Origin of the sequence: Mycobacterium paraseoulense (assembly GCF_010731655.1) — a bacterium.
Classification (GTDB): domain Bacteria; phylum Actinomycetota; class Actinomycetes; order Mycobacteriales; family Mycobacteriaceae; genus Mycobacterium; species Mycobacterium paraseoulense.
Genome location: NZ_AP022619.1, coordinates 3,940,332 through 3,965,722 on the forward strand (window position 1 = coordinate 3,940,332; position 25,391 = coordinate 3,965,722).

24 protein-coding genes are annotated in these 25,391 nt (G+C 67.8%); 17 read left to right on the forward strand and 7 right to left on the reverse strand.

The window, feature by feature from the left end; all coding sequences use genetic code 11:
- The first annotated feature begins 116 nt into the window (after positions 1-116).
- The 7 genes from G6N51_RS18315 to rraA all read left to right on the forward strand — a co-directional run bounded on the left by G6N51_RS18315 (position 117) and on the right by rraA (position 4,596).
- Positions 117-650: a peptidase gene (locus G6N51_RS18315; RefSeq protein ID WP_067925804.1), complete on the forward strand. Its 534-nt coding sequence runs from the start codon at positions 117-119 to the stop codon at positions 648-650.
- Positions 651-1,140: 490 nt separating this feature from the next.
- On the forward strand, positions 1,141-1,539 hold the full coding sequence (locus tag G6N51_RS18320) for a helix-turn-helix domain-containing protein (protein WP_083175873.1): 399 nt from the start codon (positions 1,141-1,143) through the stop codon (positions 1,537-1,539).
- 135 nt (positions 1,540-1,674) lie between these two features.
- Complete coding sequence (locus G6N51_RS18325) at positions 1,675-2,331, forward strand: DUF6474 family protein (protein WP_083175872.1); 657 nt, start codon at positions 1,675-1,677, stop codon at positions 2,329-2,331.
- Between the two features lie 18 nt (positions 2,332-2,349).
- Entirely contained in the window at positions 2,350-3,027 is a 678-nt protein-coding gene (locus G6N51_RS18330; protein ID WP_083175888.1) for a YcnI family protein, read from the forward strand.
- Entirely contained in the window at positions 3,024-3,524 is a 501-nt protein-coding gene (locus G6N51_RS18335) for a copper resistance CopC family protein (RefSeq protein WP_083175870.1), read from the forward strand. Before G6N51_RS18330 ends, G6N51_RS18335 begins: the two co-directional genes overlap by 4 nt.
- 96 nt (positions 3,525-3,620) lie before the next feature.
- Positions 3,621-4,088 carry an Rv3852 family protein gene (locus G6N51_RS29450; RefSeq protein ID WP_083175868.1) on the forward strand — a complete coding sequence of 156 codons (468 nt, stop codon included), beginning with the start codon at positions 3,621-3,623 and terminating at the stop codon, positions 4,086-4,088.
- Positions 4,089-4,116: 28 nt separating this feature from the next.
- On the forward strand, positions 4,117-4,596 hold the full coding sequence (gene rraA / locus G6N51_RS18345) for a ribonuclease E activity regulator RraA (RefSeq protein ID WP_083175866.1): 480 nt from the start codon (positions 4,117-4,119) through the stop codon (positions 4,594-4,596).
- Here the strand turns inward: rraA and G6N51_RS18350 are convergent.
- Positions 4,593-6,062 carry a flavin-containing monooxygenase gene (locus G6N51_RS18350; protein ID WP_083175864.1) on the reverse strand — a complete coding sequence of 490 codons (1,470 nt, stop codon included), beginning with the start codon at positions 6,060-6,062 and terminating at the stop codon, positions 4,593-4,595. The two genes, rraA and G6N51_RS18350, sit on opposite strands and share 4 nt — an antisense overlap.
- A 76-nt stretch (positions 6,063-6,138) precedes the next feature.
- Here G6N51_RS18350 and G6N51_RS18355 point away from each other — a divergent pair, with 76 nt between their 5' ends.
- Together G6N51_RS18355 and dinB are read left to right on the forward strand one after the other, a co-directional pair.
- Positions 6,139-6,780, forward strand: coding sequence for a TetR/AcrR family transcriptional regulator (locus G6N51_RS18355; RefSeq protein WP_083175862.1), 642 nt, complete (start codon positions 6,139-6,141; stop codon positions 6,778-6,780).
- A gap of 23 nt (positions 6,781-6,803) precedes the next feature.
- Positions 6,804-8,009, forward strand: a complete 1,206-nt coding sequence (gene dinB, locus G6N51_RS18360) for a DNA polymerase IV (protein ID WP_083175860.1) — start codon at positions 6,804-6,806, stop codon at positions 8,007-8,009.
- On the opposite strand, the gene G6N51_RS18365 is transcribed toward dinB, so the two are convergent.
- The gene (locus G6N51_RS18365; protein WP_083175858.1) at positions 8,006-9,007 is read right to left on the reverse strand and encodes a PHP domain-containing protein; all 1,002 of its coding nucleotides are present in this window, start codon (positions 9,005-9,007) and stop codon (positions 8,006-8,008) included. The genes dinB and G6N51_RS18365 overlap by 4 nt on opposite strands.
- A 32-nt stretch (positions 9,008-9,039) precedes the next feature.
- Positions 9,040-9,471 carry a hypothetical protein gene (locus G6N51_RS18370; protein ID WP_083175856.1) on the reverse strand — a complete coding sequence of 144 codons (432 nt, stop codon included), beginning with the start codon at positions 9,469-9,471 and terminating at the stop codon, positions 9,040-9,042.
- A 51-nt stretch (positions 9,472-9,522) separates the two neighbouring features.
- Between G6N51_RS18370 and G6N51_RS18375 the strand changes: the two genes are divergently transcribed.
- The gene (locus G6N51_RS18375; RefSeq protein ID WP_083175854.1) at positions 9,523-10,374 is read left to right on the forward strand and encodes an LLM class F420-dependent oxidoreductase; all 852 of its coding nucleotides are present in this window, start codon (positions 9,523-9,525) and stop codon (positions 10,372-10,374) included.
- A 352-nt stretch (positions 10,375-10,726) separates the two neighbouring features.
- On the opposite strand, the gene G6N51_RS18380 is transcribed toward G6N51_RS18375, so the two are convergent.
- Both G6N51_RS18380 and gltB read right to left on the reverse strand, forming a co-directional pair.
- Complete coding sequence (locus G6N51_RS18380; protein ID WP_083175852.1) at positions 10,727-12,193, reverse strand: glutamate synthase subunit beta; 1,467 nt, start codon at positions 12,191-12,193, stop codon at positions 10,727-10,729.
- Entirely contained in the window at positions 12,186-16,781 is a 4,596-nt protein-coding gene (gltB, locus tag G6N51_RS18385; RefSeq protein ID WP_083175886.1) for a glutamate synthase large subunit, read from the reverse strand. Before gltB ends, G6N51_RS18380 begins: the two co-directional genes overlap by 8 nt.
- 637 nt (positions 16,782-17,418) lie before the next feature.
- Here gltB and G6N51_RS18390 point away from each other — a divergent pair.
- Entirely contained in the window at positions 17,419-18,546 is a 1,128-nt protein-coding gene (locus G6N51_RS18390) for a MinD/ParA family ATP-binding protein (protein WP_174814329.1), read from the forward strand.
- Here the strand turns inward: G6N51_RS18390 and sigI are convergent.
- Positions 18,543-19,421: an RNA polymerase sigma factor SigI gene (gene sigI, locus G6N51_RS18395; RefSeq protein WP_083175806.1), complete on the reverse strand. Its 879-nt coding sequence runs from the start codon at positions 19,419-19,421 to the stop codon at positions 18,543-18,545. The genes G6N51_RS18390 and sigI overlap by 4 nt on opposite strands.
- A 110-nt stretch (positions 19,422-19,531) precedes the next feature.
- On the opposite strand from sigI, the gene G6N51_RS18400 reads away from it, so the two are divergent.
- Together G6N51_RS18400 and G6N51_RS18405 are read left to right on the forward strand one after the other, a co-directional pair.
- The gene (locus G6N51_RS18400) at positions 19,532-20,374 is read left to right on the forward strand and encodes an NAD(P)H-binding protein (RefSeq protein ID WP_083175808.1); all 843 of its coding nucleotides are present in this window, start codon (positions 19,532-19,534) and stop codon (positions 20,372-20,374) included.
- 15 nt (positions 20,375-20,389) lie between these two features.
- Positions 20,390-20,830, forward strand: a complete 441-nt coding sequence (locus G6N51_RS18405; protein ID WP_083175810.1) for a nitroreductase family deazaflavin-dependent oxidoreductase — start codon at positions 20,390-20,392, stop codon at positions 20,828-20,830.
- 95 nt (positions 20,831-20,925) lie between these two features.
- Here G6N51_RS18405 and G6N51_RS18410 read toward each other — a convergent pair whose 3' ends face one another.
- Positions 20,926-21,207: a WhiB family transcriptional regulator gene (locus tag G6N51_RS18410; RefSeq protein WP_083175812.1), complete on the reverse strand. Its 282-nt coding sequence runs from the start codon at positions 21,205-21,207 to the stop codon at positions 20,926-20,928.
- A gap of 506 nt (positions 21,208-21,713) precedes the next feature.
- On the opposite strand from G6N51_RS18410, the gene espM reads away from it, so the two are divergent.
- From espM to G6N51_RS18430, 4 genes are all read left to right on the forward strand, one after another.
- Positions 21,714-22,814, forward strand: coding sequence for an ESX-1 type VII secretion system transcriptional regulator EspM (gene espM, locus G6N51_RS18415; RefSeq protein ID WP_083175814.1), 1,101 nt, complete (start codon positions 21,714-21,716; stop codon positions 22,812-22,814).
- Positions 22,815-22,958: 144 nt separating this feature from the next.
- Complete coding sequence (locus G6N51_RS18420) at positions 22,959-24,341, forward strand: EspA/EspE family type VII secretion system effector (protein WP_142275242.1); 1,383 nt, start codon at positions 22,959-22,961, stop codon at positions 24,339-24,341.
- A gap of 63 nt (positions 24,342-24,404) precedes the next feature.
- Positions 24,405-24,719 (forward strand): ESX-1 secretion-associated protein, encoded by a 315-nt coding sequence (locus G6N51_RS18425; protein ID WP_083175818.1) that lies wholly within the window; start codon positions 24,405-24,407, stop codon positions 24,717-24,719.
- Positions 24,720-24,939: 220 nt separating this feature from the next.
- The gene (locus G6N51_RS18430; RefSeq protein WP_142275243.1) at positions 24,940-25,362 is read left to right on the forward strand and encodes a hypothetical protein; all 423 of its coding nucleotides are present in this window, start codon (positions 24,940-24,942) and stop codon (positions 25,360-25,362) included.
- Positions 25,363-25,391: the final 29 nt, after the last annotated feature.

The following is a 25,391-nucleotide window of genomic DNA, read 5'->3' on the forward strand; positions in this document are numbered from 1 at the left end:
GAGAAGATGTGCGCCACTAGCCGTGTCGGGTTGCACGGCGCCGAACCCGCAGGCATGCTTAGTCATTCGAGCTACCAGTGTGGTTAATCGGACGGAGGCGTCGCGCGGAGGTCGAAATGGAGACTGGGTCTGACCGCCCGATAGGGGTTTCCCCTTTCCATGCTCGTGGTGCCCTGAAAGGGTTTGTGATCTCCGGGCGTTGGCCCGATTCGACCAAGGAGTGGGCCCAGCTGCTCATGGTAGCCGTGCGGGTCGCGTCGTTGCCCGGATTGCTCTCCACCACAACGGTGTTCGGTGCCCGCGAGGAGCTACCCGACGCGCCCGAGCCGGGCACCGTCGGCCTGGTGCTCGCCGAGGGTACCGTCTTCGGTGAATCGGCAATCCAGCCAGGATATTTCGCCGACCACCAACCGCCCGCGCTGTTGATGTTGCATCCGCCCTCGGAGACCACGCCTTCCCTGCCGGAATGCAGCGGCGCGGCGTCTGGTTGCGTGCTGCTGCCCGGCTTGCCATACCTGGGGCTCGAGCATCGGGCGGCCTGGGTGGAAGCCGAGGCCGACGGCACGATCACGTCCATGGTGAGCCGGGTCGGCGTCGATCCCATCAGCCATCCCGACACCGCGATTCTGGCGATGCTGCTGGCGGCATAAGCGGTTGCCGCTTCGCCCGGACGGCCTTTCTCGACACCGCACAGCGTTCGTTCTGCGGTGCCCCCGCGGGCGCCCCCATCGCCCACGAGCTCCGATTCGTGTTTCCCGGCGCGTCCGCGTGCTGCTGTTTCGGGACGCAGCAGGCGTCCGACAGCAAATAAGGCGTTAAGCAATCATAAATTGCTGTCCGGTTGCGGTGCGACCGCACAGCACGTCGCCATCCCACACGTCGCCCCGACCGGCGCCGCCGGTCGGCCACCGTGTGCCCGATCCCCAATTCTGCGTATAACCTGTGAGTTCCGTGGATTTAGTGGACACCTCAGCGAATCAGTTAGACGCTCGTCAAGTGTGGCATCGGCACGTTCCAGCTACGTCCGACGCATATCCGTGGGGGTTTGCACCTGGTTAGGCACACAAACCCTCGCTACCATGATCAGCAAATACACCTAGGTAATAGTTCACTTCTACAGCCCAGTGGAGGTCATATCCAATGAGCACGACGTTCGCTGCTCGCCTGAACCGCCTGTTCGACACGGTGTATCCCCCGGGACGGGGGCCGCACACCTCCGCGGAAGTGATCGCGGCTCTCAAGGCGGAGGGCGTCACGATGTCGGCTCCCTACCTGTCGCAGTTGCGGTCGGGGAACCGCACCAACCCGTCGGCGGCCACCATGGCCGCATTGGCCAACTTCTTCCGCATCAAGCCGGCCTACTTCACCGACGACGAGTACTACGAGAAGCTCGATAGGGAGCTGTCGTTCCTGGCCACGATGCGCGACGACGGGGTGCGCCGTATCGCCCTGCGCGCATCCGAGTTGTCCCCCGAGGCCCAGCACGAGGTCATGCAGCGGGTCAACGAACTGCGCCGCGCGGAGCACCTGGACGCGTAGCTGTACCGGTTACGGACGCCCACCCCGGCCGCCCCGACCTGGAGGGCTTCCGCCCGCCCACGCCGATTAGGGTGGCTCACGGATCGCGCACGCGCGAAAGCGATAGTCCACAACAGACCGGGGAGGCGGCCGGGAATGGGCCTGTTCCGCAAGCGAAAGAGTCGCGCGACGCGTCGCGCCGAAGCCCGTGCGATCAAGGCCCGCGCGAAGCTGGAGGCCAAGCTCGCCGCCAAGAACGAGACCCGCCGATACAAGGCGGCCCAGCGGGCGGAGGCCAAGGCACTGCGAGCGCAGATCAAGGCCCAACGGGACACCGATCGAACGGCGTTGAAGGTCGCCGAGGCCGAACTCAAAGCGGCGCGGGAGGGGAAGATCCTCTCCCCGACGCGGATCCGCCGGGCGCTGACCGTGTCCCGGCTGCTCGCGCCGATCCTCACTCCACTCGTCTACCGTGCCGCCGTCTCAGCGCGCGCGCTGATCGATCAGCGCCGCGCGGACCGACTCGGGATCCCGTTGGCCCAGATCGGGCAGTTCTCCGGCCACGGCGCGCAGCTGTCGGCCCGGATCGCCGGCGCGGAGAAGTCCCTGCGGGCCGTGCAAGACAAGAAGCCCAAGGACGCCGAGACCAAGCAATTCGTGTCGGCCATCAGCGAGCGGCTCGCCGATCTGTCGGCGGCCGTCACCGCCGCGGAGAACATGCCGGCCGCGCGGCGCCGGGCGGCCCACGCCGCGATCGCGGCGCAGCTCGACGGCATCGAGGCGGACCTGATGGCCCGGCTCGGGCTGGGCTGACCGCGGATGGGATCCGGCATGTCGATCCGCGCGCGGCGGACGGCCCGCCTGCCGATCGCGGTGGCCGCGGCCGTCGCGCTCTATGTCGGCGCGGCGGCGCACCTCCCCGCGGCATGGGCCCACGTCCACGCCACCAGCGACGACGCCGTGCGGGGCGCCATGGCGGTCGTCACCTTTCAGGTCCCCAACGAATCGAACGTGGGCGCGGCGACCACCGCGCTCAGCGTCGCGCTGCCCGACGTGGCCTCGGCGCGCGCCGAAACCATGCCGGGGTGGACGACCAAGCTCGACCGCGACGCGGTATCGGGCGCCGTGCGCTCGGTGACGTGGACGGCGGCGCCGGGCGGCGGCATCGGGGCTGATCAGTTCGCGCTGTTCCGGATGTCGGTGAAATTGCCCGACACCGAGACGGTGAGCTTTCCGGCCACGCAGACCTACTCCGACGGCACGGTGGTGAAGTGGGACCAGCCCCCGAAGCCCGACGGTGGCGAGCCCGAATATCCCGTGCCCACGCTGACGCTTGCCGCGGCACCGGCGGCCTCGCAGAGCCACCATCCGCCCTCCGCGGCGCCGGCCCGGCAGGCGACCGCGCCACAGCCCAAGTCGTCGGACAGCACCGCCCGACTGCTCGGCGGCGCGGCCTTGGTCGTGGCCGCGCTGGGCGTCTGCCTCGCGCTGATCCGCCGACGGACATGAGGCGGTTGGCGATCACCGCATGCGTCGCTGCCCTGCTGGTGATCGCAACGCTGACCGCGCCCGCGGCGTCGGCGCACGCAACGCGGATAGCCAGCGATCCGGCCGACAGGGCCGTCCTCGCGGCCGGTCCCGCGCGAGTGAGCGCCACCTTCAACGAACAGCTGCAAACCACGTTCGCTGCCATGACGGTCGTCGGGCCCGACGGCAACACGTGGTCGGCCGGCGACCCCGTGGTGCGGGGTGCGGTGGTCGGCATCGACCTGCGGCCGCTGGGCCCGGCCGGGACCTACACGGTGAACTACCGGGTGACGTCCGCCGACGGTCACGTGGTCTCCGGCTCGTGGTCGTTTCGGTTGACGGTGCCGGGCACCGGGACGCCGGGCCCCCCGGCTGGCGGCGCCCCCGCCGGCGGTGACGTCCCGGTGTGGCCGTTCGTCGTGGTGGCGGGGCTGCTCGTCGCTGGAGGCGCCCTGTGGTCGGTGCGGCGCAGACCGTGACCGGCGCCCGAGGCGCCCGCACTCCTGCTGGCATGATGGGTTCGAAGAACCCGCGTGGGCTAGAAAACGACTGAAGAAAGCTCAAGGAGCGGCCGCATGGCAGACCCGCAAGATCCACCCAACAGCGAACCCGAGAACGCATCGAACCCGCCTCCGGAGCCGCCCGCGCCGGCCGCCCCGCCGGAAAAGAAGCCCCCGGCCAAGGCGGTCAAGAAGACCGCGAAGGCACCCGCCAAGAAAGCGCCCGCGAAGAAAGCGCCCGCCAAAAAGGCGCCCGCGAAAAAAGCGCCCGCGAAGAAGGCGCCCGCGAAAGCCGCCGCGGCCCCGGCGAAGGCCGCCGAGCCGCCCGTCGAGGTGCAGCGCCGGATCGAAAGCAACGGCGACCTCGCGGCGGCCGCCAAAGACGCTGCAGCACAAGCGAAATCAGCTGTCGACGCCGTCAACAACCCGGTTTCTCCCGAGGTTCCCGCGGCGGCCCTGACCCAGTCGCCGGTGCCGTTGATCGTCGCCCTGGCCGTCAGCCTGCTGGCGATCCTGTTGATCCGGCAGCTGCGGCGCCGCTGACCGGGACCTGGCCGCTACCGTGTCAGACGTGACCGTGCTCTTCAAGCCGACCGCCGACCTCGTCGACGACATCGGAGCCGACGTCCGCAGCTGCGACGTCCAATTCCGCCAATTCGGTGGCCGCCCGCAGTTCGCCGGACCCATCAGCACGGTGCGCTGCTTCGAAGACAACGCGCTGCTGAAATCGGTGCTCTCCGAGCCGGGTGCGGGCGGAGTGCTGGTCATCGACGGCGGCGGCTCCCTGCATTCGGCGCTGGTCGGAGACGTGATCGCCGAGCTGGCCCGCTCGAACGGGTGGGCCGGGCTGGTCATCAACGGGGCGGTGCGCGACGCTGCCGCGCTGCGTGGCCTCGACATCGGCATCAAAGCGCTGGGCACCAACCCCCGCAAGAGCAGCAAGACCGGCGCCGGCGAGCGCGACGTCGAGGTCACGCTGGGCGGGGTGACGTTCGTGCCGGGGGAGATCGCCTACAGCGACGACGACGGCATCGTCGTCGTCAAGCCCTAAACGGCGACCGGCGCCCGCCTTTTCGCGAATCGCAGACCCTCGTCGGCGACCTTGCCGCGGCGGATCGTGCGCATGTCGAAGAAGTAGTTCTGCTTGAGCCGCCACGGTGCGCGCGACCCTGACTTGGGCAGCATGTCCATCGCCCGCTGGAAATACCCGGGGCTGAAGTCCATGAACGGCAGCTCGTCGACGTCATCGCCGGGATGCTCCGGCTCGACGAAGTCAAAACCCTTGTCGTCCATGTAGTTCAGCAGCCGGCAGACGAACTCGGAGACCAGGTCCGCCTTCAGCGTCCACGAGGCGTTGGTGTAGCCGAAGGTGATCGCGAAGTTGGGAACCCCGGAGAACATCAGGCCCTTGTAGGTCATCAACGACGTCAGTTCGATCGGCTCATCGTTCCTGGTGGGCTTCACCCCGCCGAGCAGCTGCATGTTCAAACCCGTTGCGGTGATGATGATGTCGGCCTGCAGCTCCTCACCCGAGGTGAGCCTGATGCCCGTCTTGGTGAACCGGTCGATGGTGTCGGTGACCACGTCCGCCTTGCCGTGCCGGATGGTCCGGAAGAAATCGCCGTCGGGAGCCAGGCACAGTCGCTGGTCCCACACGTTGTACCGCGGCCCGAAGTGCTTCTCGACGTCGTAGCCCTGCGGCAGGCGTCGCTTGGCCATGGTCATCAACGTCTTGCGCATGTAGGCCGGGCGTTTCCGCGACAGCTGGTACTGGAACGTGCTGAAGGCGATCGCTTTCCAGCGGTTGGCGATGTGCGCCAAGCGGTCCGGCAACCACCGGTTGAACCGCACGGCGAACGGGTCGACCCCGGGCAGCGAGCCGATGTAGGTCGGCGAGCGCTGCAGCATCGTGACGTGACCGGAGCCCGAGTTCACCAGGGCCGGAATCAGGGTGATCGCGGTGGCGCCGGACCCGATGACGACGATCTTCTTGCCCGCGTAGTCGAGGTCCTCCGGCCAGTGCTGCGGGTGGATGATCTGGCCCTCGAAGTCGTCGGCGCCGGGGAAGGTGGGCGAGTACCCCTCGTCGTAGTTGTAGTAGCCGGTGCACGCGAACAGGAATGAGCAGGTGAGTTCGCGCTGTTGGCCATCGGACTCGACGGTGAGGGTCCAGCGGTTGTCGGTGTCGGACCAATCGGCGGCCAGGACGCGCTGGCGGTAGCGGATGTGCCGGTCGATCTTGTTCTCAACCGCGGCCTCGTTGATATAGGCCTTGATGTCGGCGCCGTCGGCGATCGATTTCGCCGAGTGCCAGGGCTTGAACCGGAACCCCAGGGTGAACATGTCGGAGTCCGACCGGATGCCCGGGTATTTGAACAGGTCCCAGGTGCCGCCCAGGTCGTCGCGGCGCTCGAGAATGGCGTAGCTCTTGGTCGGGCAGCGCTCTTGCAGGTGCCACGCGGCGCTGATCCCCGAGATGCCGGCGCCCACGATGATCACGTCAAGGTGCTCAGTCATGCGGCCACGTTATCAACGCTGTGTCGACGCAGTCAACGCTGTGTCGAAACTTTCGACACTGTGTAAAGTAACGGTCGTGACTACCGCCGGCCAGACCCGTGCCCTGCGTGGGCGCCGCGCAATCCGTCCCTCGGGAGACGACCGTGAGCAGGCGATCCTGGCGACCGCCGAACGGCTGCTGGAGCAGCGCTCGTTCGCCGACATCTCCGTCGATGACCTGGCCAAGGGTGCCGGACTGTCGCGCCCGACGTTCTACTTCTATTTCAAGTCCAAGGACGCGGTGCTGCTCTCGCTGCTGGAACCGGTGATCGCGCGCGCCGACTCCGAGTTCGACGGCGCGGTGCAGCGGTTGCCCGAGGACCCGCGCAGGGTGTGGCGAAACGGCATCAAGGCGTTCTTCACGGCCTTCAGTTCACACCGCCGGCTGGCCCGCGCCGCGACAGAAGCGCTGGCGACGAGCTCCGAACTGCGCGTCGTGTGGTTGGGCTTCATGCAGAAGTGGATCGACCAGACGGCGGCCATGATCACCGCCGAACGCGCTCGCGGCGCCGCACCGGAGACGATTCCGGCCGCGGACCTGGCCACCTCGCTGAACCAGATGAACGAGCGCACGATGATGGCCGCCCTGTCCGCCGAGACGCCGGCGGTCGATGAGGACCGGGTGGTCGACACCCTCACCCACATCTGGGTGTCCAGCATCTACGGCGAATCCGGCTAGCCGTCACCGGCGCGTGCGAACATATGTTCGTGCGGTGCGACGCGTCCATCCTGCACGCGGACCTGGATTCCTTCTACGCGTCCGTCGAACAGCGCGACGACCCGACGTTGCGGGGCCGCCCGGTGATCGTCGGGGGCGGGGTCGTGCTGGCCGCCAGCTATGAGGCGAAGGCCTACGGCGTGCGCACCGCGATGGGCGGCGGCCAGGCGCGGCGGCTCTGCCCGCATGCCGTGGTGGTGCCGCCGCGGATGCGGGCCTACAGCCGCGCCAGCGACGCCGTGTTCGAGGTGTTCCGCGACTGCACACCGATCGTGGAGCCGCTTTCGGTGGACGAGGCGTTCCTCGACGTCGGCGGGCTGCGCCGGGTGTCCGGGACGCCGGTCCAGATCGCCGCGCGGCTGCGTGCCGACGTGCGCGAGCGGGTCGGGTTGCCCATCACCGTGGGCATCGCCCGGACGAAGTTTCTCGCCAAGGTCGCCAGCCAGGAGGCGAAGCCGGACGGGCTGCTGCTGGTGCCGCCCGACCAGGAGCTGGCCTTCCTGCACCCGTTGCCGGTGCGGCGCCTGTGGGGCGTGGGCGCCAAAAGCGCCGAGAAACTCCACGCCCACGGCCTGGTGACCGTCGCCGACGTTGCCGAGCTGAGCGAGTCGACCCTGGCCTCGCTGCTGGGCGGCGCCATGGGCCGCCAGCTGTTTGCGCTGTCCCGCAACATCGACCGCCGCCGGGTGACCACCGGCGTCCGTCGCCGTTCCGTCGGAGCGCAACGGGCGCTCGGCAGATCGGGCAACACCATCTCACCAGCCGAGCTCGACGCGGTGGTGGTCAACCTGATCGACCGCATCACCGGCCGGATGCGCTCCGCCGGGCGCACCGGCCGGACGGTCACGCTGCGCCTGAGGTTCGACGACTTCGGCCGGGCGACGCGGTCGCGGACGCTGCCGCTGGCGACGGCCTCGACGCAGCCGATCCTGGCCGCCGCCCGCCAGCTGGTCGCGGCGGCAGCGCCCGTGATCGTGCAGCGCGGGCTGACGCTGGTCGGTTTCGCGGTGTCGGGAATCGACCGCAGCGGCGCCCAGCAGCTGACGCTGCCCTTCGGCGACGACGAGAACCGGCTCGCGATCGACGCGGCGATCGACCGGGTGCGCGACCGCTACGGCAAGTCCGCGCTCACGCCCGCGGTGCTCGTGGGCCGCGACCCGGGACTGGAGATGCCGCACCTACCCGACTAGCGGGTCCACTCCAGCAGCTTGTCGGCCGGCCAGGTGTTGACGATGCGCTCGACGGGCACGCCCATGTCCAGGGCGCGTTGCGCGCCGTAGCCGAGGAAGTCGAGCTGGCCGGGCGCGTGCGCGTCGGTGTCGATGCTGAACACGCAGCCGATCTCCAGTGCCAGCTTGAGCAGGCGGGTCGGCGGGTCCCGGCGTTCGGGACGCGAGTTGATCTCCACGGCGGTGCCGTGCTCCCGGCAGGCGGTGAACACCGCTTCGGCGTCGAACTTCGACTCCGGCCGGATGCCCCGGTTTCCGGAGACCAGCCGTCCGGTGCAGTGGCCCAGGACGTCGGCATGGGGATTGGACACGGCCCGCACCATGCGTCGCGTCATCGCCGCGGCATCCATCGACAGCTTCGAATGGACGCTGGCCACGACGACGTCGAGGCGCTCGAGCAGCTCGGGCTCCTGGTCGAGGTCGCCGTCCTCGAGGATGTCCACCTCGATCCCGGTGAGGATGCGCATCGGGGCGAACTGGTCACGCAGCCTGTCGATGACGTCGAGCTGGGCGCGCAACCGTTCCGGCGACAGCCCGTTGGCGATCGTCAGCCGCGGCGAGTGATCGGTCAGCGCGCAGTACTCGTGCCCCAGTGCGGACGCGGCCGCCATCATCTCGTCGATCGGCGCCGACCCGTCCGACCAGTTCGAATGCAGATGCAGGTCCCCGCGCAACGCCGCACGGATGTCGCCCCCGCCGAGATCCTCAGCCGTCGAACGCAATTCGACCAGCATGTCGGGTTCACGACCGGACCAGGCCTGATCGATCACCTTGGCGGTCTTGGGCCCGATGCCGGGCAGCGACTGCCAGCTGTTGGCCTGGCCATGCCGCTCCCGCGCCGCGTCGTCAAGACCCTCGACGATGTCGGCCGCGTTGCGGTACGCCATCACCCGCCGGGGATCGTGGCGGCTCCGGTCCTTGTAGTAGGCGATCTGCCGCAAGGCCTCTACGGGATCCATGGCTCCAGTGTGCCCACGCGCCGCCATCCCGTTCAGATCAGCTGGCCCACGACGAAACCGGCGAGCAGGACGCTGAAGCCCCCGATCTCGCCGGCGATGAGCAGCGCCATCACCAGCCCGGTGCCGGGGGCGGGATCCTCGAATTGGTTGACGGTGTCGCGGCGCGCCCCGTGGCCGATGTAGCTCAGGATGGCGCCGACGAAGAAGAAGACGACCACGCCGGCCGCGGCCAGGTTGACCCACGCGGGCCACGCGCTGAGCTCGACGAAGACCGCCAGCAGCAGCGTCGCGAACGAGTAGAGCAACGCCGCCCGGTGCGCGATGTCGACGTAGGGATGGGCGCGATGGTCGGCGGCGGTCATGATCTGCCGGTACTTCCACACCCCGAGGATTAACGCCAGCAGAAAGATCAGACCCGCCGCCAGCAGGGTGATCTTGGTGTCGAGTCCCGGGGAGTAGCTCATCGCCCGGCTGAGTTTAGTTGCCCTTCATAAAGATCAACTAACGTCGATTGCATGCGATTCGCGTTCAAGACCTCACCGCAGAACACCACCTGGGCCGACATGCTCGCCGTCTGGCAGGCCGCCGACGATATCGACGTCTTCGAGTCCGGGTGGACGTTCGACCACTTCTACCCGATCTTCTCCGACAGCACGGGGCCCTGCCTGGAGGGTTGGACGACGCTGACCGCGCTGGCGCAGGCGACGAAGCGGTTGCGGCTGGGCACCCTGGTCACCGGGATCCACTACCGCCACCCCGCCGTGCTGGCCAACATGGTCGCCGCGCTGGACATCATCTCGAACGGGCGACTCGAGCTGGGGATCGGCGCCGGCTGGAACGAGGAGGAGTCGGGCGCCTACGGGATCGAGCTGGGCAGCCTGCGGGAACGCTTCGATCGATTCGAGGAGGCGTGCCAGGTGTTGACCAGCCTGCTCAGTGAGGAGACGACCGACTTCGACGGCACGTACTACCAGCTCAAGGGTGCCCGCAACGAGCCCAAGGGCGTGCAGCGCCCCCATCCGCCGATCTGTATCGGCGGCAGCGGGGAGAAGCGAACCCTGCCGATCACGGCACGCTATGCGCAGCACTGGAATTTCGCGGGCGGCCCGCCCGATCTGTTCGCGCGCAAGCGCGACGTGTTGGCCGCGGAGTGCGAGAAGATCGGGCGCGACCCCAAGGAGATCACGCTGTCGGCCCACCTGCGCCTGGACCAGGAGCGCAACTACGAGCAGGCCATCGGGGAGGCGGCCGGCCTGGCCGCCGAAGGCCTGGACCTGGGCATCGTGTACATCAATCCACCGCATGACCCGGCCGTCCTGACACCGCTGGCCGAGGCCATCCGCGATTCGGGGCTGCTGGACGGCTGACCGCCGGCCGCTCGCCCGAAAAGGATTTGAGCAAACCCCCCTGGCGCCGTGCGCGGCCACATCAGCTGGTCATACCCCGAACAGCAGCAGATCCTCGGCGGTGACCAGACGTTCGTGCTTGGCGGGAAACTCGCGGCTCTTTACCGGGTGACGAAGCCACGACCAGGCCATTCGCCCCACCCGCGTTCGAGGTAATGGATTCATATGCACAGTGACCACTCCTGCGACGGTCTGTTCAGCCGGGGCCTCTGTGGCATGAAGCCCACAGCGGTCCATTAGACACCTACGTCCTGGCAAACTAGGGCAGGCTCGCCGAATAATTCTCGGCGTGTTTCTGGTGTGACTGGTGTGATTACTGGAGCGGTACTGCGGTCGGCTTGACCGGCGCCGGAAGCGCGGTCGCACCCATCAGGTACCGGTCCACCGCGGCGGCCGCGGCCCTGCCTTCAGCTATCGCCCACACGATCAGCGACTGGCCGCGCCCCATGTCCCCGGCCACGAACACACCGGGAACCGACGTGTCGAAGTCGCCCCCGCGCGCAACGTTGCCGCGGTCGGTGAGCTTGACCTCGAGGTCGGTGAGCAGGCCCTCCCGTTCCGGTCCGACGAATCCCATGGCCAGTAACACCAGATCGGCCTCGAGTTCGAAGTCCGAGCCCTCGACCTTGACGAACTTGCCGTCCTGCATGGTGACCTCGTGCGCCTTGAGCGCGGTCACGCGGCCGTCTTCGCCGATGAAGCGCTCGGTGTTCACCGAGAACACCCGCTCGCCGCCCTCTTCGTGCGCCGACGACACCCGGTACATCAGCGGATAGGTCGGCCACGGGGTCGACTCGGCGCGCGTGTCCGGTGGGCGCGGCATGATTTCGAATTGGTGCACGATGGTCGCGCCCTGCCGGTGCGCGGTACCCAGGCAGTCCGCCCCGGTGTCACCGCCGCCGATGATGACGACCTTCTTGCCTTTGGCGGTGATGGGAGGCTGGCCGTCGGGCCCCAGAACGTCGTCACCCTCCTGCACCCGGTTCCCCCACGGCAGGTACTCCATCGCCTGGTGGATCCCGTCCAGGTCACGACCCGGAATCGGCAGGTCCCGCCCGGCGGTGGCGCCACCGGCCAGCACCACCGCGTCGAAGTCGGCACGCAACTGTTCGGCGGTGATGTCCACGCCGACGTTGACCCCCGCGCGGAATTCGGTTCCCTCGGCCCGCATCTGGTCCAGACGCCGGTCGAGGACGCGCTTCTCCATCTTGAATTCCGGAATGCCGTAGCGCAGCAGCCCGCCGATGCGATCCGCCCGCTCGAAAACGGTGACCGTGTGGCCGGCGCGGGTCAGTTGCTGGGCGGCGGCCAGACCGGCCGGGCCCGAGCCCACCACCGCGACCTTTTTCCCGGTCAACTTGTCCGGGGGCAGCGGGACGACAAAACCTTCATCGAAGGCGTGGTCGATGATCTCCAGCTCGATCTGCTTGATCGTCACCGGATCCTGGTTGATGCCAAGAACACACGCCGGTTCGCACGGCGCCGGACACAGCCGGCCGGTGAAGTCAGGGAAGTTGTTGGTGGCGTGCAACCGTTCGATCGCGTCGCGCCAACGGCCCCTGCGCACCAGGTCATTCCATTCCGGGATCAGGTTGCCCAACGGGCACCCGTTGTGGCAGAACGGAATCCCGCAATCCATGCAACGGGTCGCCTGCTCACGCAGGGTGCCCTCGTCGAAGTCCTCGTAGACCTCGTGCCAGTCCTTCAACCGCAGCGGGACGGGCCGACGCTTCGGCAGTTCCCTGTGGGTGTACTTCAGGAAGCCGCTCGGATCAGCCATGCGCGGCCGCCATGATCGCCTTGTCCACGTCGGTGCCGTCGCGCTCGGCTTCCGCGATCGCTTGCAGCACCTTCTTGTAGTCGCGCGGCATCACCTTGACGAAGTGGCGCAGTTGGGAGCGCCAGTCGGCCAGGATCCGCTGGCCGACAGCGGAATCGGTCGCGTCGACGTGCGCCTGGATGATTCCGTGCAGGAACTCGGCGTCGTCGGGGTCCACGGTCTCCGTGTCGACCATCTCGATGTTGAGGTTGTCGGGCAGTTCCTCGTTCGGGTCGTACACGTAAGCCACACCGCCCGACATCCCCGCCGCGAAGTTGCGGCCGGTCGGCCCGAGAATCACCACCCGACCACCCGTCATGTATTCGCAACCATGGTCACCGACGCCCTCGACTACGGCGTGGGCGCCGGAGTTGCGGACGGCGAACCGTTCGCCGACCACCCCGCGCAGGAAGGCCTCCCCGCTGGTCGCGCCGAACAGGATCACGTTGCCGCCGATGATGTTGTCCTCGGCCACATAGTCCTGCGGGGCGTTGTCCGACGGCCGGACCACGATCCGGCCCCCGGACAGGCCCTTGCCCACGTAGTCGTTGGCGTCGCCGTAGACGCGCAAGGTGATTCCCTTCGGTACGAAGGCCCCGAAGCTGTTACCCGCCGATCCGTCGAAGGTGATATCGATGGTCCCGTCCGGAAGCCCTTGGCCGCCATAGGCTTTCGTCACCTCGTGGCCGAGCATGGTGCCCACCGTGCGGTTGACGTTGCTGATCGTGGTGGAGAATCGCACCGGTTTGCCGGAATCGAGTGCCTCCCGGCTCATCACGATCAACTGCTGATCGAGCGCCTTGTCCAGGCCGTGGTCCTGCCGAGAGCTGCAGTACAGGTCCTGGTTCATGAAGGCCGACTCCGGCTCGTGCAGCACCGGCGTGAGATCCAACTTGTGCGCCTTCCAGTGCGCGCGGGCCAGGGTGGTGTCCAGCGCCCCCACCTGGCCGACGGCCTCGTTGAGGGTGCGGAAGCCCAACTGCGCCATGTACTCCCGCACCTCTTCGGCGATGAACATGAAGAAGTTCTCGACGAACTCGGGCTTACCGGTGAACCGCTCGCGCAGCACCGGGTTCTGGGTGGCCACACCGACCGGGCAGGTGTCCAGGTGACACACCCGCATCATGATGCAGCCGGCCACCACCAGCGGCGCAGTGGCGAAGCCGAATTCCTCGGCGCCCAGCAGCGCGGCGATCATCACGTCGCGGCCCGTCTTGAGCTGGCCGTCCACCTGAACCACGATCCGGTCGCGTAAGCCGTTGAGCAGCAGGGTCTGCTGGGTCTCGGCCAGGCCCAACTCCCACGGCGCACCGGCGTGCTTCATCGACGTCAGCGGGGTTGCGCCGGTGCCACCGTCATGGCCGGAGATCAACACCACGTCCGCATGGGCCTTGGAGACACCGGCCGCGACCGTGCCGACCCCGTTCTCGGAGACCAGCTTGACGTGCACCCGCGCCGACGGGTTGGCGTTCTTCAGGTCGTGGATCAGCTGCGCGAGATCCTCGATCGAATAGATGTCGTGGTGCGGCGGCGGCGAGATCAGGCCGACACCGGGCGTGGAGTGCCGAACCTCGGCGACCCACGGGTACACCTTGTGTCCGGGCAGCTGGCCCCCCTCACCGGGTTTCGCGCCCTGCGCCATCTTGATCTGGATGTCGGTGCAGTTCGTCAGGTAGTGCGACGTGACACCGAAGCGCGCGGACGCGACCTGCTTGATCGCGCTCCGCCGCCAATCACCGTTGGGGTCGCGGTCGAAACGCTTGACGTCCTCGCCGCCTTCGCCGCTGTTGGATCGCCCACCGAGACGGTTCATCGCGATGGCGAGCGTCTCGTGCGCCTCGGCCGAGATCGATCCGTAACTCATTGCCCCGGTGGAGAAGCGCTTGACGATCTCGCTGGCCGGCTCGACTTCGTCCAGCGGAACCGGGGGACGCACACCGCCGCGGAATTTGAGCAGGCCGCGCAGTGAGGCCATCCGCTCGCTCTGGTCGTCGACCAGGCGGGTGTAGTCCTTGAAGATCTTGTATTGGCCGGTGCGGGTGGAGTGCTGCAGCTTGAAGACGGTCTCCGGGTTGAACAGGTGGTACTCGCCTTCCCGGCGCCACTGGTACTCACCGCCCACCTCGAGCTCGCGGTGCGCGCGCTCGTCCCGGCGGTCCAGGTAGGCCAGCCGGTGCCGGGTGGCGACGTCGGCGGCGATGTCCTCCAGGGTGATCCCGCCGATCGGGCAGCTCAGCCCCGTGAAGTACTCGTCGAGCACCTCCTCGGAGACTCCGACCGCCTGGAACAGCTGCGCGCCGGTGTAGGACGCCAGCGTCGAGATGCCCATCTTGGACATCACTTTGAGCACGCCCTTGCCGGCGGCCTTGACGTAGTTGTTCAGTGCCTTCTCGCGGTCTTGCCGATCGACGAAGCCGTCGATCGCGCCACGGTCGAGCATGTCCTCGATCGACTCGAACGCCAGGTAGGGGTTGATCGCCGCCGCCCCGCATCCGATCAGCATCGCCATGTGGTGCACCTCGCGGGCGTCACCGGTCTCCGCGACCAGACCCACCTGGGTGCGCGTCCGGTCGCGCACCAGATGGTGGTGCACACCGGCAACGGCGAGCAGCGACGGGATGGGGGCCAGCCGCTCGTCGGACTCGCGGTCCGACAGGATGATCAGGCGCGCGCCGTCCTCGATCGCGGCCGACGCCTGGGCGCGCACGTCGTCGAGTGCCGCGGCCAGGCCGGCGCCGCCCTCCGCGACCGGGTACAGGCAGCGAATCACCTTGGACCGCATGCCATGCGGACGCCCGTTGACCTCGTCGTCGGGATTGAGGTTGACCAGCTTGGCCAGCTCGTGGTTGCGCAGGATGGGTTGCTGCAACGAGATCTGGTGACAGGAGTACTCGGTCGGCGTCAGCAGGTCGCACTCGCCGCCGGTGGTGCCCTGCAGGCTGGTCACCACCTCCTCGCGGATGGCGTCCAGCGGCGGGTTGGTCACCTGGGCGAAGAGCTGCTGGAAGTAGTCGTAGAGCATCCGCGGCCGCTGCGAGAGCACCGCGACCGGGGTGTCGGTGCCCATCGAACCGATCGGCTCCGCGCCGGTGCGCACCATCGGCGACACCAAAAGGTTGAGCTCCTCATAGGTGTAGCCGAATGTCAACTGCCGCTTGACGAGTCGCTCGTGGGGCATCCGCACGTAGTCGCCCTGTGGCAGCTCCTCGAGGGGAACCAGGTTGCGGTCGAGCCATTCCTGGTACGGGTGCTCGGCCGCGAGCTCGGCCTTGATCTCCTCATCGGCGACGATGCGCCCTTGGGTGGTGTCCACCAAGAACATCCGGCCGGGCTGCAGCCGCATCCGGCGGACCACCTTGGCCGGGTCCAGGTCCAGCACGCCGGCCTCGGAAGCCATCACCACCAAGCCGTCATCGGTGACCCAGATCCTGGACGGGCGCAAGCCGTTTCGGTCGAGCACCGCTCCGACGATGGTGCCGTCGGTGAAGGTGATAGACGCCGGGCCGTCCCAGGGCTCCATCAACGAGGCGTGGTACTGGTAAAAGGCGCGCCGGGCCGGGTCCATGGAATCGTTGCGTTCCCACGCCTCGGGAATCATCATCAGCACCGCGTGGGCCAGGCTGCGGCCACCCAGGTGCAGCAGTTCGAGCGCCTCGTCGAACCGCGCGGTGTCCGAGGCGCCCGGCGTGCAGATCGGGAACAGCTTTTCCACGTCGGCTTCCGAACCGAAGACGTCGGTCTTGATCAACGCCTCGCGGGCCCGCATCCAGTTCTCGTTGCCGGTGACGGTGTTGATCTCACCGTTGTGGGCCACCCGACGGAACGGGTGGGCCAGCGGCCAGGACGGGAAGGTGTTGGTGGAGAACCGGGAGTGCACGATGCCGAGCGCACTGGTCAGCCGATCGTCCTGCAGGTCAAGGTAGAACGCCTTCAGCTGCGGGGTGGTCAACATGCCCTTGTAGACCAGGGTCTGACCGGAAAGGCTTGGGAAATAGACGGTTTCGCGACCGGGACCGTCCTGCCCCGGGCCCTTGGTGCCCAGTTCGTGCTCGGCGCGCTTACGGACCAGGTAACACCGGCGCTCCAGCGTCATGTCGGACGCGCCCGCCAGGAACACCTGGCGGAACGTGGGCATCGCATCGCGGGACAGCGCGCCCAGCGAGGAGTCGTCGATGGGCACGTTGCGCCAGCCCAGCACGGTCAGACCCTCGGCTTCGGCGATCTTCTCCACCGCGTCGCAGGCAGCCGCTGCGTCCTTGGACGACTGCGGCAGGAAGGCGATACCGGTGGCGTAGCTGCCCGCCGGAGGCAGCTCGAAGTCGACGACGGACCGCAGGAACTCATCCGGGACCTGAATCAGGATGCCGGCGCCGTCACCGCTGCGCGGCTCGGCGCCCTGAGCACCCCGGTGTTCGAGGTTGAGCAGCGCGGTGATTGCCTTGTCCACAATGTCGCGGCTACGACGGCCGTGCATGTCGACGACCATGGCTACCCCGCACGAATCGTGCTCGAACGCGGGGTTGTATAACCCGACGCGCTTGGGCGTCATATGCACCTGACCCTTCACCTGAACGTTTCGAGCGGCGTTAACAGCTGCTTCGATGAGGCCGTACCCGGAGGTTGCGGGCTAAGACCCCTCGGTCTTGTCTCGATAGGCTGTCCCCCAGGCGGAGACCATCCTGTTGGGGATGCGTCCGTGCAGCTCTGAACGGTGGCCTGGAAACCGGTCTCGACAAGTCGTAAAACGATATGACAATACCCGCCTGACATGCCAACTTCGTCAAGTCTAACCGCCACCCGGCAGCACCGTAAATTTCGCGGCGGCCGACGGTGGGCAACCCCGCCGACCGGCCGTTCCGGGGCTGCCGCCTGCGTCACAGTCGCGCCGCGGTCAGCGGTCCGGTGCGCCGGATACGGGGCCGCCACATGTTTGCTGGCAACACCCGAGGGAGCATCTGGGGCCCGCGCGCCAGGACGCTCGATCGTGCTCAGCGGGCAGCTCGAGCCGCCCGCGGGCGTACTGCAGTAAGCGCTGCTAAGTTTGCACGGTGGCGGCGCGAGGCGCGGAGGAGATACTGGACGGGTACTGGTCCCCATCCGGCGCCGGTGGAAGGCCCGTGGCGCTAATCACTGGCCCCGGACCAACCACATAACCGACGATCGACCGCCTGGCACCCGAGGAGCCCATGAACGTGCGCGACGAATTCCTGCGGGACCGTCTGCGGCCCCCGGGCGGCGCGCCGCCGCCCCCGCCCGGCCCCCCGGCCATGAGTGCGCCGCCTCCGCCGCACCCGCTCGGCCAGCGCGCCGCACCGCGGCCCCCGTCGGCTTTCCCGCCCCCGGCGCCACCCCCGGAGCGCCCGCCCTCACCGCCGCAGCACCCACAGGCACCGCCCCAGCGGCCGGCGCCACCGGCCAGCGTCGTGCCCGACCGCGGCTGGCGGCGCGTTCTGCGGCTCGTGACCTTCGGCCTCGTCAAGCCGGGCCCGTCGCCGGCACAACAGCAGGACGCCCAGTTCGAGGCCGCCATCCGGACCCGCCTGGTCGGCAACTACAAGGTCGGCGTCCTGGGCAAGGGTGGCGTAGGGAAGACGTCGGTTGCCGCCAGCGTCGGATCCCTGTTCGCCGAACTCCGCAGGCAAGACCATGTCGTGGCCGTCGACGCCGATACGGCCTTCGGCCGACTCAGCAGCCGCATCGACCCGGGGGCGACGGGGTCGTTTTGGGAACTGACCGCGGACAAGAACCTGCAGTCCTTCGGCGACGTGGTTGCCCGGGTGGGCCGTAACTCCGCCGGGCTGCACGTGCTCGGCGGCGAGCCCGCGACCGGCCCGCGCCGCGTGCTCGACCCGGCGATCTACCGGGAGGCCGCGCTGCGCCTCGACCGGCATTTCGCGATCTCGGTCATCGACTGCGGCTCGACGATGGACGCCCCGGTCACCCAGGAGGCGCTGCGCGATTTGGACGCGCTGATCGTGGTGTCCTCACCGTGGGCGGACGGGGCGAATGCGGCCGCCAGGACCATGGAGTGGTTGGCCGATCAGGGCTTTGCATCGCTGCTGCAGAACAGCGTCGTCGTGCTCAACGATTCAGACGGCCACGCCGACAAGCGCACGCGGGCGCTGCTGGCCCGCGAGTTCACCGATCACGGCCGGCCCGTGATCGAAGTGCCGTTCGACCCGCACCTGCGGCCGGGCGGCGTCATCGATGTGAGCCATGAAATGGCCTCTGCGACGCGGCGGAAATTCCTCGAGGTCACGGCTACTATCGCCGGGTACTTCGCGGCGCGCGCCGAGGATCGGCGGACGGGCTAGGTGTACTCGGCCACCTGGCCCGCGCGCGCCGACGGGTCGGCTATGGCCTGGATCTTGACCACGCGGGACCCGCGGATGCTGAGCACGATGACCGCGAAAAGACGGCGCCCGCTGAACGCCAACAGGGCCGGCCCCCCGGCAGGGCCGACGACCAATGTCACGCCCGGCCACAGGTAGCGCAGCAGGTTGGTGGCCACCGCCTGTGGCCCGTGGTTGATCTGCGGCGGCGGCGCGGGGTCGGCGAGGATCGTGCCCACGCCCCACACCGTCGGGTCCAGAACGGCGGCCAGACCGGTGAGGTCACCGTTGGCACATGCGGTGATGAATTTGTCGGTGACGAGCTGATGCTCGGCAGACGCGACTGAGTTCGTTTTAGGTTGCGCGGCAAGAAATTTGGCTCGTGCACGCCGCGCCAGCTGACGGCAGGTGCCGACGGGGCGGCCCACGGTGTCGGAGATCGAGTCGAAAGGGACGCCGAAGACGTCGTGCAGCACGAAGGCGACCCGTTCGGCCGGGCTGAGCCTGCGCAAGACTTCGAGCAGCGCGGTACGGATCTCGTCGTCGAGGGTGACGCGGTCCGCCGGGTCGGTGCGCTGGGGCGCGGGCAGCTCGCTGACCTCACCCGGGCGTTCGTAGCGGGCGCGGGCCGAGCGCACCTGGTCGAGGCAGAGCCGGCTTGCCACCACCGTCAGCCAGCCCCGGACGTCCCCGATCTCGTTGATGTCGGCTCGCGAGAACCGCAGGAAGGCCTCCTGCACAACGTCTTCCGCGTCACCGACATCCCCGAGCATTTGGTAGGCAAGGTTGACCAGATACGGGCGGTGCTGACGCCAGGCCTCGGCGACCTGGTCGCCCGGTGACTGCGACTCGTTCATGACTCTATCGACGATCTGCTGGGGCAAAAAGTTACGGGTTGTCCGGGGTAACTTTCCCACCTTTCGCCCCGTCCTTGGAGCACATAGAAATTCCCGAAAGGAGCCATGCCATGACCATCGTGGTAACCGGGGCGACCGGCAACGTCGGGCGTCCCCTCGTCGGCGCACTCGCCGACGCTGGAGTGTCGGTGCGTGCGGTGACCCGCACGCCGGAAGCGGCGGGGCTTCCCCCGGCCGTGGAACTGGTCGGCTCGGCGGCCGAGGCCCTGCCCGGTGCGTCGGCGGTGTTTCTCAACTCCCGGGCCCTGGGTGATGATCTGGAACCCGTGGTTGCCCAGTGCGTGCGCACCGGGGTCACCAAGCTGGTGGCCCTCTCGGCGATCAATGCCGACGACGACTTCTCCCGCCAACCATCCCGCTTCCGCGGGGACCGCAACAAGGAGGTCGAGCGGCTCGCCGTCGACTCCGGGCTGGCCTGGGTGAGCCTGCGGCCGACGGTCTTCGCGACGAACTTCGCCGGCATGTGGTCACCGCAGATCCGCGCGGGCGACGTTGTTTTCGGGCCGTACGCCGCGGCTTCGACCGCGCCGATCGTGGAGACCGATATCGCGGAGGTGGCGGCGCGGGCGCTGCTGACCGATGAGCTTGTCGGGCAGCGCATCCCGCTGACCGGTCCGCAGGCGTTCACCAACGCGGAGCTGGTCGAGCTCATCGGCACCGTGCTGGGCCGACCGCTGCAGTATCGCGAAATCCCGAACGCCCCGGTGCGTCAACGTTTTATCAGCTTGGGCTTCAGCGCGGACTTCGCCGACGCCTACATCGGCATGCTTGGCGCGACCCTCGATACCCCCGCGCTGGTCACCCACGACGTGGAGAAGATCCTCGGGCGGCCGGCGCTCCCGTTCGCCCAGTGGGTTGCCGAGCACCGCGGCGTGTTCGCCCGCGCGCAGTAGCGAAGGAGGTCTGACATGTCCGAACCGCGTCCGCCGCGCTACCTCAAGCCCATGAACAGGGTGATGATGGCCGTCCAACGGCTCGGGATTCCCACCGGCCCCGCGATGGTGTTGACAGTGCGCGGCCGCAAGTCGGGCCGGCCCCGCAGCACCCCGATGACGCCGTTCGAATTCGAGGGCGGCCTTTATGTCGTCGCGGGCTATCCGGGTGCGGACTGGGCGGCGAATGCTCGGGCGGCGGGTACCGGCACGCTCAGCCGCGGCCGGCGGTCACGGGAAGTCCGGATCGTCGAGCTCTCCGCCGGCGAAGCCCGGCCGGTGCTGCGGGAATTCCCCGCCAAAGTCCCCGTCGGGGTGTCGTTCGCGAAACGGTCCGGGATGGTGCGCGATGGAACGGCTGACGAATTCGAAGCACTGGCGGGGCGGCTGGCCGTGTTCCGCTTCGAGCCGGCGTAGCGGCCGCCTGCTCGGTCGCCTGAAAGAGAAAGCGCCGCAGCGGTTTCGGCCACCGCCGCCCGCCGCCGGTCCAGAATCGGCGGCCATGGGCGGGGCTAAGCCGACTTCGCCGTCTCGCGCACGGGGTAGCCGTTGCGCTCGGCCAGCGATCGCAACTGGCGCAGCGCGAACGCGCGCGGGCGGCCACTTTCGGGGATCACCACTCCGGCCCACAAGCCTTCCGCGCCGGGCGACTCCACGGCGTCCCGCGCGCACATCCAGCGACGGGGGCAGGCTCGGCAGGCGGCGATGGCCTCGGCGTCGGGCGCAGTCGTCCAACGGTCGGGGTCCCGCGTGCAGGCGCCGAGTGGGGTGTTGAACAAAGGTATAGCGGTCATGTCGCTCGTTCCTCCAAAGCATTGCGTTGTGCTTCTATGTCACGCAACGGTATAGCACTAACCGCTGCAACGCAACAGTTTTATCTCGGTACCGCCACGGTACCGATCCGCGTCGCGTTGCTGAGGCTTCGACGCGATGGAGCGCTGTCCTCAGAAATTGGCCGTTGCGCTGGGCTTTTATCGGCGCGGCGGCCCAACTCCCCTTGCTCAGCAGACGGTTACGTAACCGTAGCGTTGAGTGATCCAAGGGCTCGAATCGCGTCCGAAAGTTGGCGAATCGGCGTATGAAACCGTAGCGCGGCGACGGACCCGGCGCCACGGCATAGCCGGCCGCGGTCCGCCCCAACCGGCCGGGCCGGTGAATAGCCGTCGCGTTATCACGACACAGCACCCAGACCGCGCTTCAAAACGTAGCGGTGCGCGATGGAAATCAGGGTGGTGCGACGGTTAGACTGACGAAGGGCGGAAGGCCCGCCACGCCACCCTCTATCGAGGAATCACCGCTGATGCCACGCGCCGAGTCGACTGCCGAGCACGCGCTGCTGGTCGTGCACAGCGGTGACACCTCACATGCGATCCCGCCGGGGCAGGGTGTGGTCACCATCGGCCGCGACGCGCAGGCCGACGTGCGGATCCACGATCTCCCGATCGGCGCGGAGCGCTTTCAGGCCGAGGCCGTCGACGGTTCATGGCGGATCGTCGACGAGGGTCCGAACGGGATGTTCGTCGACGGACAACGGACGAGTTCGGTGACGGTGACGGACAAGACGACGGTCCGGCTCGGTGATCCCGCCACCGGCGAGCTCCTGACGTTTGAAGTCGTCAGACCCTCGACTGCCGATGGACGCCCCGACGCGCAGAGGCCCGGCGCGGGCGAACCGGATCCGGGGATGGCGCGTGCCGGCGCGGCCGCCGCCGCGCGCCGCCGCGAGCTGGGAATCAGCCAACGCAGCCTGGCGGCCGACGGGATCATCAATGCGGGCGCGCTCATCGCTTTCGAAAAGGGGCGCAGTTGGCCGCGCGAGCGAACCCAGGCCAAGCTCGAACAGGTTCTGCAATGGCCCGAGGGGACCATCGCACGGATCCGCCGCGGGCAGCAGGACGCCGGCGAAGCGATCACCCGGGACGGCGCGGTCGAGGCCGCAAAGGCGCCCGCCCAGACCAGTCAGGCGGATGCCCCGGCATCGCTGATCGCGCAGGCGATCGTCGCCGCAGTGGACGGCTGCGTCCTGGCCATCGCCGCCTTACCGCCGGCCGACGACCCCGAGTTCACCGAGCGGGCGACGCCGATCCTCGCCGACCTGCGCCAGCTCGAGGCGATCGCCGTGCGGGCGACCCGCATCAGCCGCATCACCCCCGAGCTGATCCGGGCCTTGGGTACCGTCCGCCGGCACTACGACCAACTGATGACGCTCGGCGCGACCGCCCCGGGTGCCCCGCTGGCGCAACGCCTGTATGCGGCCCGGCGGCGGGCGAATCTCTCGCCGGGGGAGACCGCCGAAGCGGCCGGGGTCACCGAAGAAATGATCGTGCGCGCGGAGGCCGACGAAGCGGTGCCCGCCGGCGTTGCCGACGCGATCGAAACGCTCATCGGCCACATCCACTGAGCTCGCTCAAACCCCTCGGGTGGAAGCCGTTGGCTATCCCGAAAATTCGTGCACGGGCCTCAGCCGGACCGCGTTACGCTAAACAGGCGATGAATACGCGGTGCGGGACTCAAGCGCACAAAGGCATGAGGTAAGGACCCACGGATGTCAGTACTTACAGAAGCGGCCAAGATTATCGCCAACTTAGGCGGCTTAGCCCAAAATTTCGGCGGCCCCAACGGCCCCCAAGTCGATTTTGGGAACAGTGAATACCTTGCCTCGAGTGTGATGAGTATGGGCGCAGACGCCACGGCTTTGGCGCTGAATGCCCGGCGTCTCTATAAGCTCCGGCAGGCCCACGTGTTGGCGCGCGGAGTTTCCGCCACGAGGCGCAACGCCATGATCAAAAAGGGTCAATCCAGGGTCAGGGGCGCCAGCATCATCCTGGCGACTCTCAGCATCGTCGAGGTCATGGAACTGACCGCCGGCTTCGGACCGCCGACCGACGGCAGCGACCTCGTTGAAGGCTCGGAGCAATTCAGTAGTCTCTCAGAGCAGTTGGCGGCCGCCCTTCCCACGGAGAGCTGGCAAGGTAGCGGGTCGGAAGCCTATGCCGACCTCGACGCCGCACTGCAGAGCATTGCGCTGACCATGGCCGAGCTGGATATCCAGCTGGCAGCCGTGGTGGGGAATCAGGCCGACTGGGTCAACCATATGAAGTTGGGCTTTGGCATTTTGAAGGATTTGCTTATCGCGGCATTCTTCATCGAGATGGCGATCAGGAGTCTTGTGCCTCCGCCGGCCAATATCCCAACGGCAGTCGCTTTCGGTATCGCGGTGTGCGCGGCGGGGATCACGGTGGCCACGGGTTTCCTCAGTACCTTGGTCGCGATGTCCGTGCAAAACGCCAACAAGGCCAATGCCCTGGCCGCCCAATATTCCCAGCTGGCCGCCGGAACGGTTCAACACGGTTCGCCGGCCCAGTCGAAGGTAGCGACGGCGGGACAATCCACGGTTTCCAGCTTTGAGGCCATCTCCAACAGCATGTCCGGAGTGTCCGCTTTGGCTCAGACGTCGTCCGTCACCGAGCCGGTCGAGGCGGACGGCGGATCGGAGAACGAACGCGCTCCTTTGAGCGCCCGGATGAGTGCTTCGGAAACGTCTGAGGACGGTTCGCTGGAGGCACCGAAGACGTCGGATACGACGGCATCATCCCCATCGGGCGCAACCATGCCCACCCTGGCGCAGGTCGCCGCGATGGCGGGACAGAGTTCGAAGTTGTCCGGTCAGGTTTCCCAGCACATGAACCTCTTCAACCAGGCGATGGGCCAGATACAGCAACTCAGCCAAATGGCCAAGCAAGGTCCAGAGGCTGCGATACCCGGCGAGGAGGCGGAAGCCGCCGGCGGCGAGGCCGTGCTGACGGGTGATGCCGCGGGCGCCGAAGCGGGCCTGGGCGCGGCGGGTGCCGAACGTGCTCCGCTGGCGGCCGCGGCGGCCGGCACCGAATCAGCGCAACAAGCCGGCCCGGCCGCTCGCGTCCTCTGATGCCGGCGGACCGGTGAAGACCCCTGCGAACCAACTTCAGCTAGACATTAAGGAGTACGAATCATGGCCGATGTAGCGGTAACACCAGAACACCTGGACAAGCTGGCAATGACGCAAGAACAGGCGTCGAGCCAAGCCGGGACGGCAGCTTCGGCGGCGTCCGGCCTCGAAACCGATGTCTGGGTGACCCACGGCGTGGTCTGTGCGGCGTCGAACCTTGCCTTTACCAATGCCGCGAATGCACGCAAAAGCACGGGCGACGCCATGAGCAGAGCCTCCACCCAACTCGCGGACAAGCTGCGCACCGCCAAGAGTGCTTACGCGAGCACCGACGAGCAGTCGGGCAAGAACATAGCCAAGCAGGTGCTTGACCGCTAATCCGGTCGGATGCGTTGTCGGTCCGCGCCGGATGCGAACGCTTCGGTGCCACATCATCAGCGCGTGGCAACGCTCACCAGATGTTGCGAGGCGCCGCTCTAGTGCGAATCAACAAGGGTGGCAACGAAATTAGTCATGCCACGCCCCCCTAAGTGCTACATTCAGGCGCCTCCGGTTCACTCACTTGGGGTGCGCGGAGCCGGTAAACGTAAGGACCTGCATGTCTGTGTTAGCCGACGCAGCCCGGCTCATTGTGAACCTGGGCTTTCTGGGCCAGGAGTTCGTCGGTGTCGACAGCCCCGATTTCAGTGGCGAATACCTTGCGGCGACGGCGAGCAGCATGGCCGGAGACGGCTTGGCCGCCACGGCTACGGCCGGCAAGGTGATCGGCCCGCGCCTGTACCGGTGGCAGTTGGACCGCATGACGGGCGGGTTGATGACCGATCGCAATGCAGCCCGGTACAAAGCCGCGGAAGACGTAGGCAAGAGCACGGATCTCATCCTTTGGACCCTGACCATCGTCGAAGTCCTGGAGCTGACGACCGGATTCGGCCCACCAACCGAGGGCGCCGTCCTCGAGGACGGTTCCCAACAATTCGCCGCAACTTCGTGGGCATCTGAAGTCAGCCCTTCCCAACGCTGACAGCTGGGCGGGTACGGCACCGCGGGCGT

Excerpts from the sequence above, each read along its gene's own strand:
- G6N51_RS18350 (WP_083175864.1), bottom strand. The coding sequence starts at position 6,062 with ATGACTGAGCACCTTGACGTGATCATCGTGGGCGCCGGCATCTCGGGG.
- gltB (WP_083175886.1), bottom strand. The coding sequence starts at position 16,781 with ATGACGCCCAAGCGCGTCGGGTTATACAACCCCGCGTTCGAGCACGAT.
- G6N51_RS18365 (WP_083175858.1), bottom strand. The coding sequence starts at position 9,007 with ATGGATCCCGTAGAGGCCTTGCGGCAGATCGCCTACTACAAGGACCGG.
- G6N51_RS18430 (WP_142275243.1), top strand. The coding sequence starts at position 24,940 with ATGTCTGTGTTAGCCGACGCAGCCCGGCTCATTGTGAACCTGGGCTTT.
- G6N51_RS18405 (WP_083175810.1), top strand. The coding sequence starts at position 20,390 with ATGTCCGAACCGCGTCCGCCGCGCTACCTCAAGCCCATGAACAGGGTG.
- G6N51_RS18330 (WP_083175888.1), top strand. The coding sequence starts at position 2,350 with ATGTCGATCCGCGCGCGGCGGACGGCCCGCCTGCCGATCGCGGTGGCC.
- G6N51_RS18410 (WP_083175812.1), bottom strand. The coding sequence starts at position 21,207 with ATGACCGCTATACCTTTGTTCAACACCCCACTCGGCGCCTGCACGCGG.
- G6N51_RS18370 (WP_083175856.1), bottom strand. The coding sequence starts at position 9,471 with ATGAGCTACTCCCCGGGACTCGACACCAAGATCACCCTGCTGGCGGCG.
- espM (WP_083175814.1), top strand. The coding sequence starts at position 21,714 with ATGCCACGCGCCGAGTCGACTGCCGAGCACGCGCTGCTGGTCGTGCAC.
- G6N51_RS18420 (WP_142275242.1), top strand. The coding sequence starts at position 22,959 with ATGTCAGTACTTACAGAAGCGGCCAAGATTATCGCCAACTTAGGCGGC.
- G6N51_RS18320 (WP_083175873.1), top strand. The coding sequence starts at position 1,141 with ATGAGCACGACGTTCGCTGCTCGCCTGAACCGCCTGTTCGACACGGTG.
- dinB (WP_083175860.1), top strand. The coding sequence starts at position 6,804 with ATGTTCGTGCGGTGCGACGCGTCCATCCTGCACGCGGACCTGGATTCC.
- G6N51_RS18400 (WP_083175808.1), top strand. The coding sequence starts at position 19,532 with ATGACCATCGTGGTAACCGGGGCGACCGGCAACGTCGGGCGTCCCCTC.
- G6N51_RS18390 (WP_174814329.1), top strand. The coding sequence starts at position 17,419 with ATGAACGTGCGCGACGAATTCCTGCGGGACCGTCTGCGGCCCCCGGGC.
- G6N51_RS18380 (WP_083175852.1), bottom strand. The coding sequence starts at position 12,193 with ATGGCTGATCCGAGCGGCTTCCTGAAGTACACCCACAGGGAACTGCCG.
- G6N51_RS18335 (WP_083175870.1), top strand. The coding sequence starts at position 3,024 with ATGAGGCGGTTGGCGATCACCGCATGCGTCGCTGCCCTGCTGGTGATC.
- G6N51_RS29450 (WP_083175868.1), top strand. The coding sequence starts at position 3,621 with ATGGCAGACCCGCAAGATCCACCCAACAGCGAACCCGAGAACGCATCG.
- G6N51_RS18375 (WP_083175854.1), top strand. The coding sequence starts at position 9,523 with ATGCGATTCGCGTTCAAGACCTCACCGCAGAACACCACCTGGGCCGAC.
- G6N51_RS18315 (WP_067925804.1), top strand. The coding sequence starts at position 117 with ATGGAGACTGGGTCTGACCGCCCGATAGGGGTTTCCCCTTTCCATGCT.
- G6N51_RS18425 (WP_083175818.1), top strand. The coding sequence starts at position 24,405 with ATGGCCGATGTAGCGGTAACACCAGAACACCTGGACAAGCTGGCAATG.
- sigI (WP_083175806.1), bottom strand. The coding sequence starts at position 19,421 with ATGAACGAGTCGCAGTCACCGGGCGACCAGGTCGCCGAGGCCTGGCGT.
- G6N51_RS18325 (WP_083175872.1), top strand. The coding sequence starts at position 1,675 with ATGGGCCTGTTCCGCAAGCGAAAGAGTCGCGCGACGCGTCGCGCCGAA.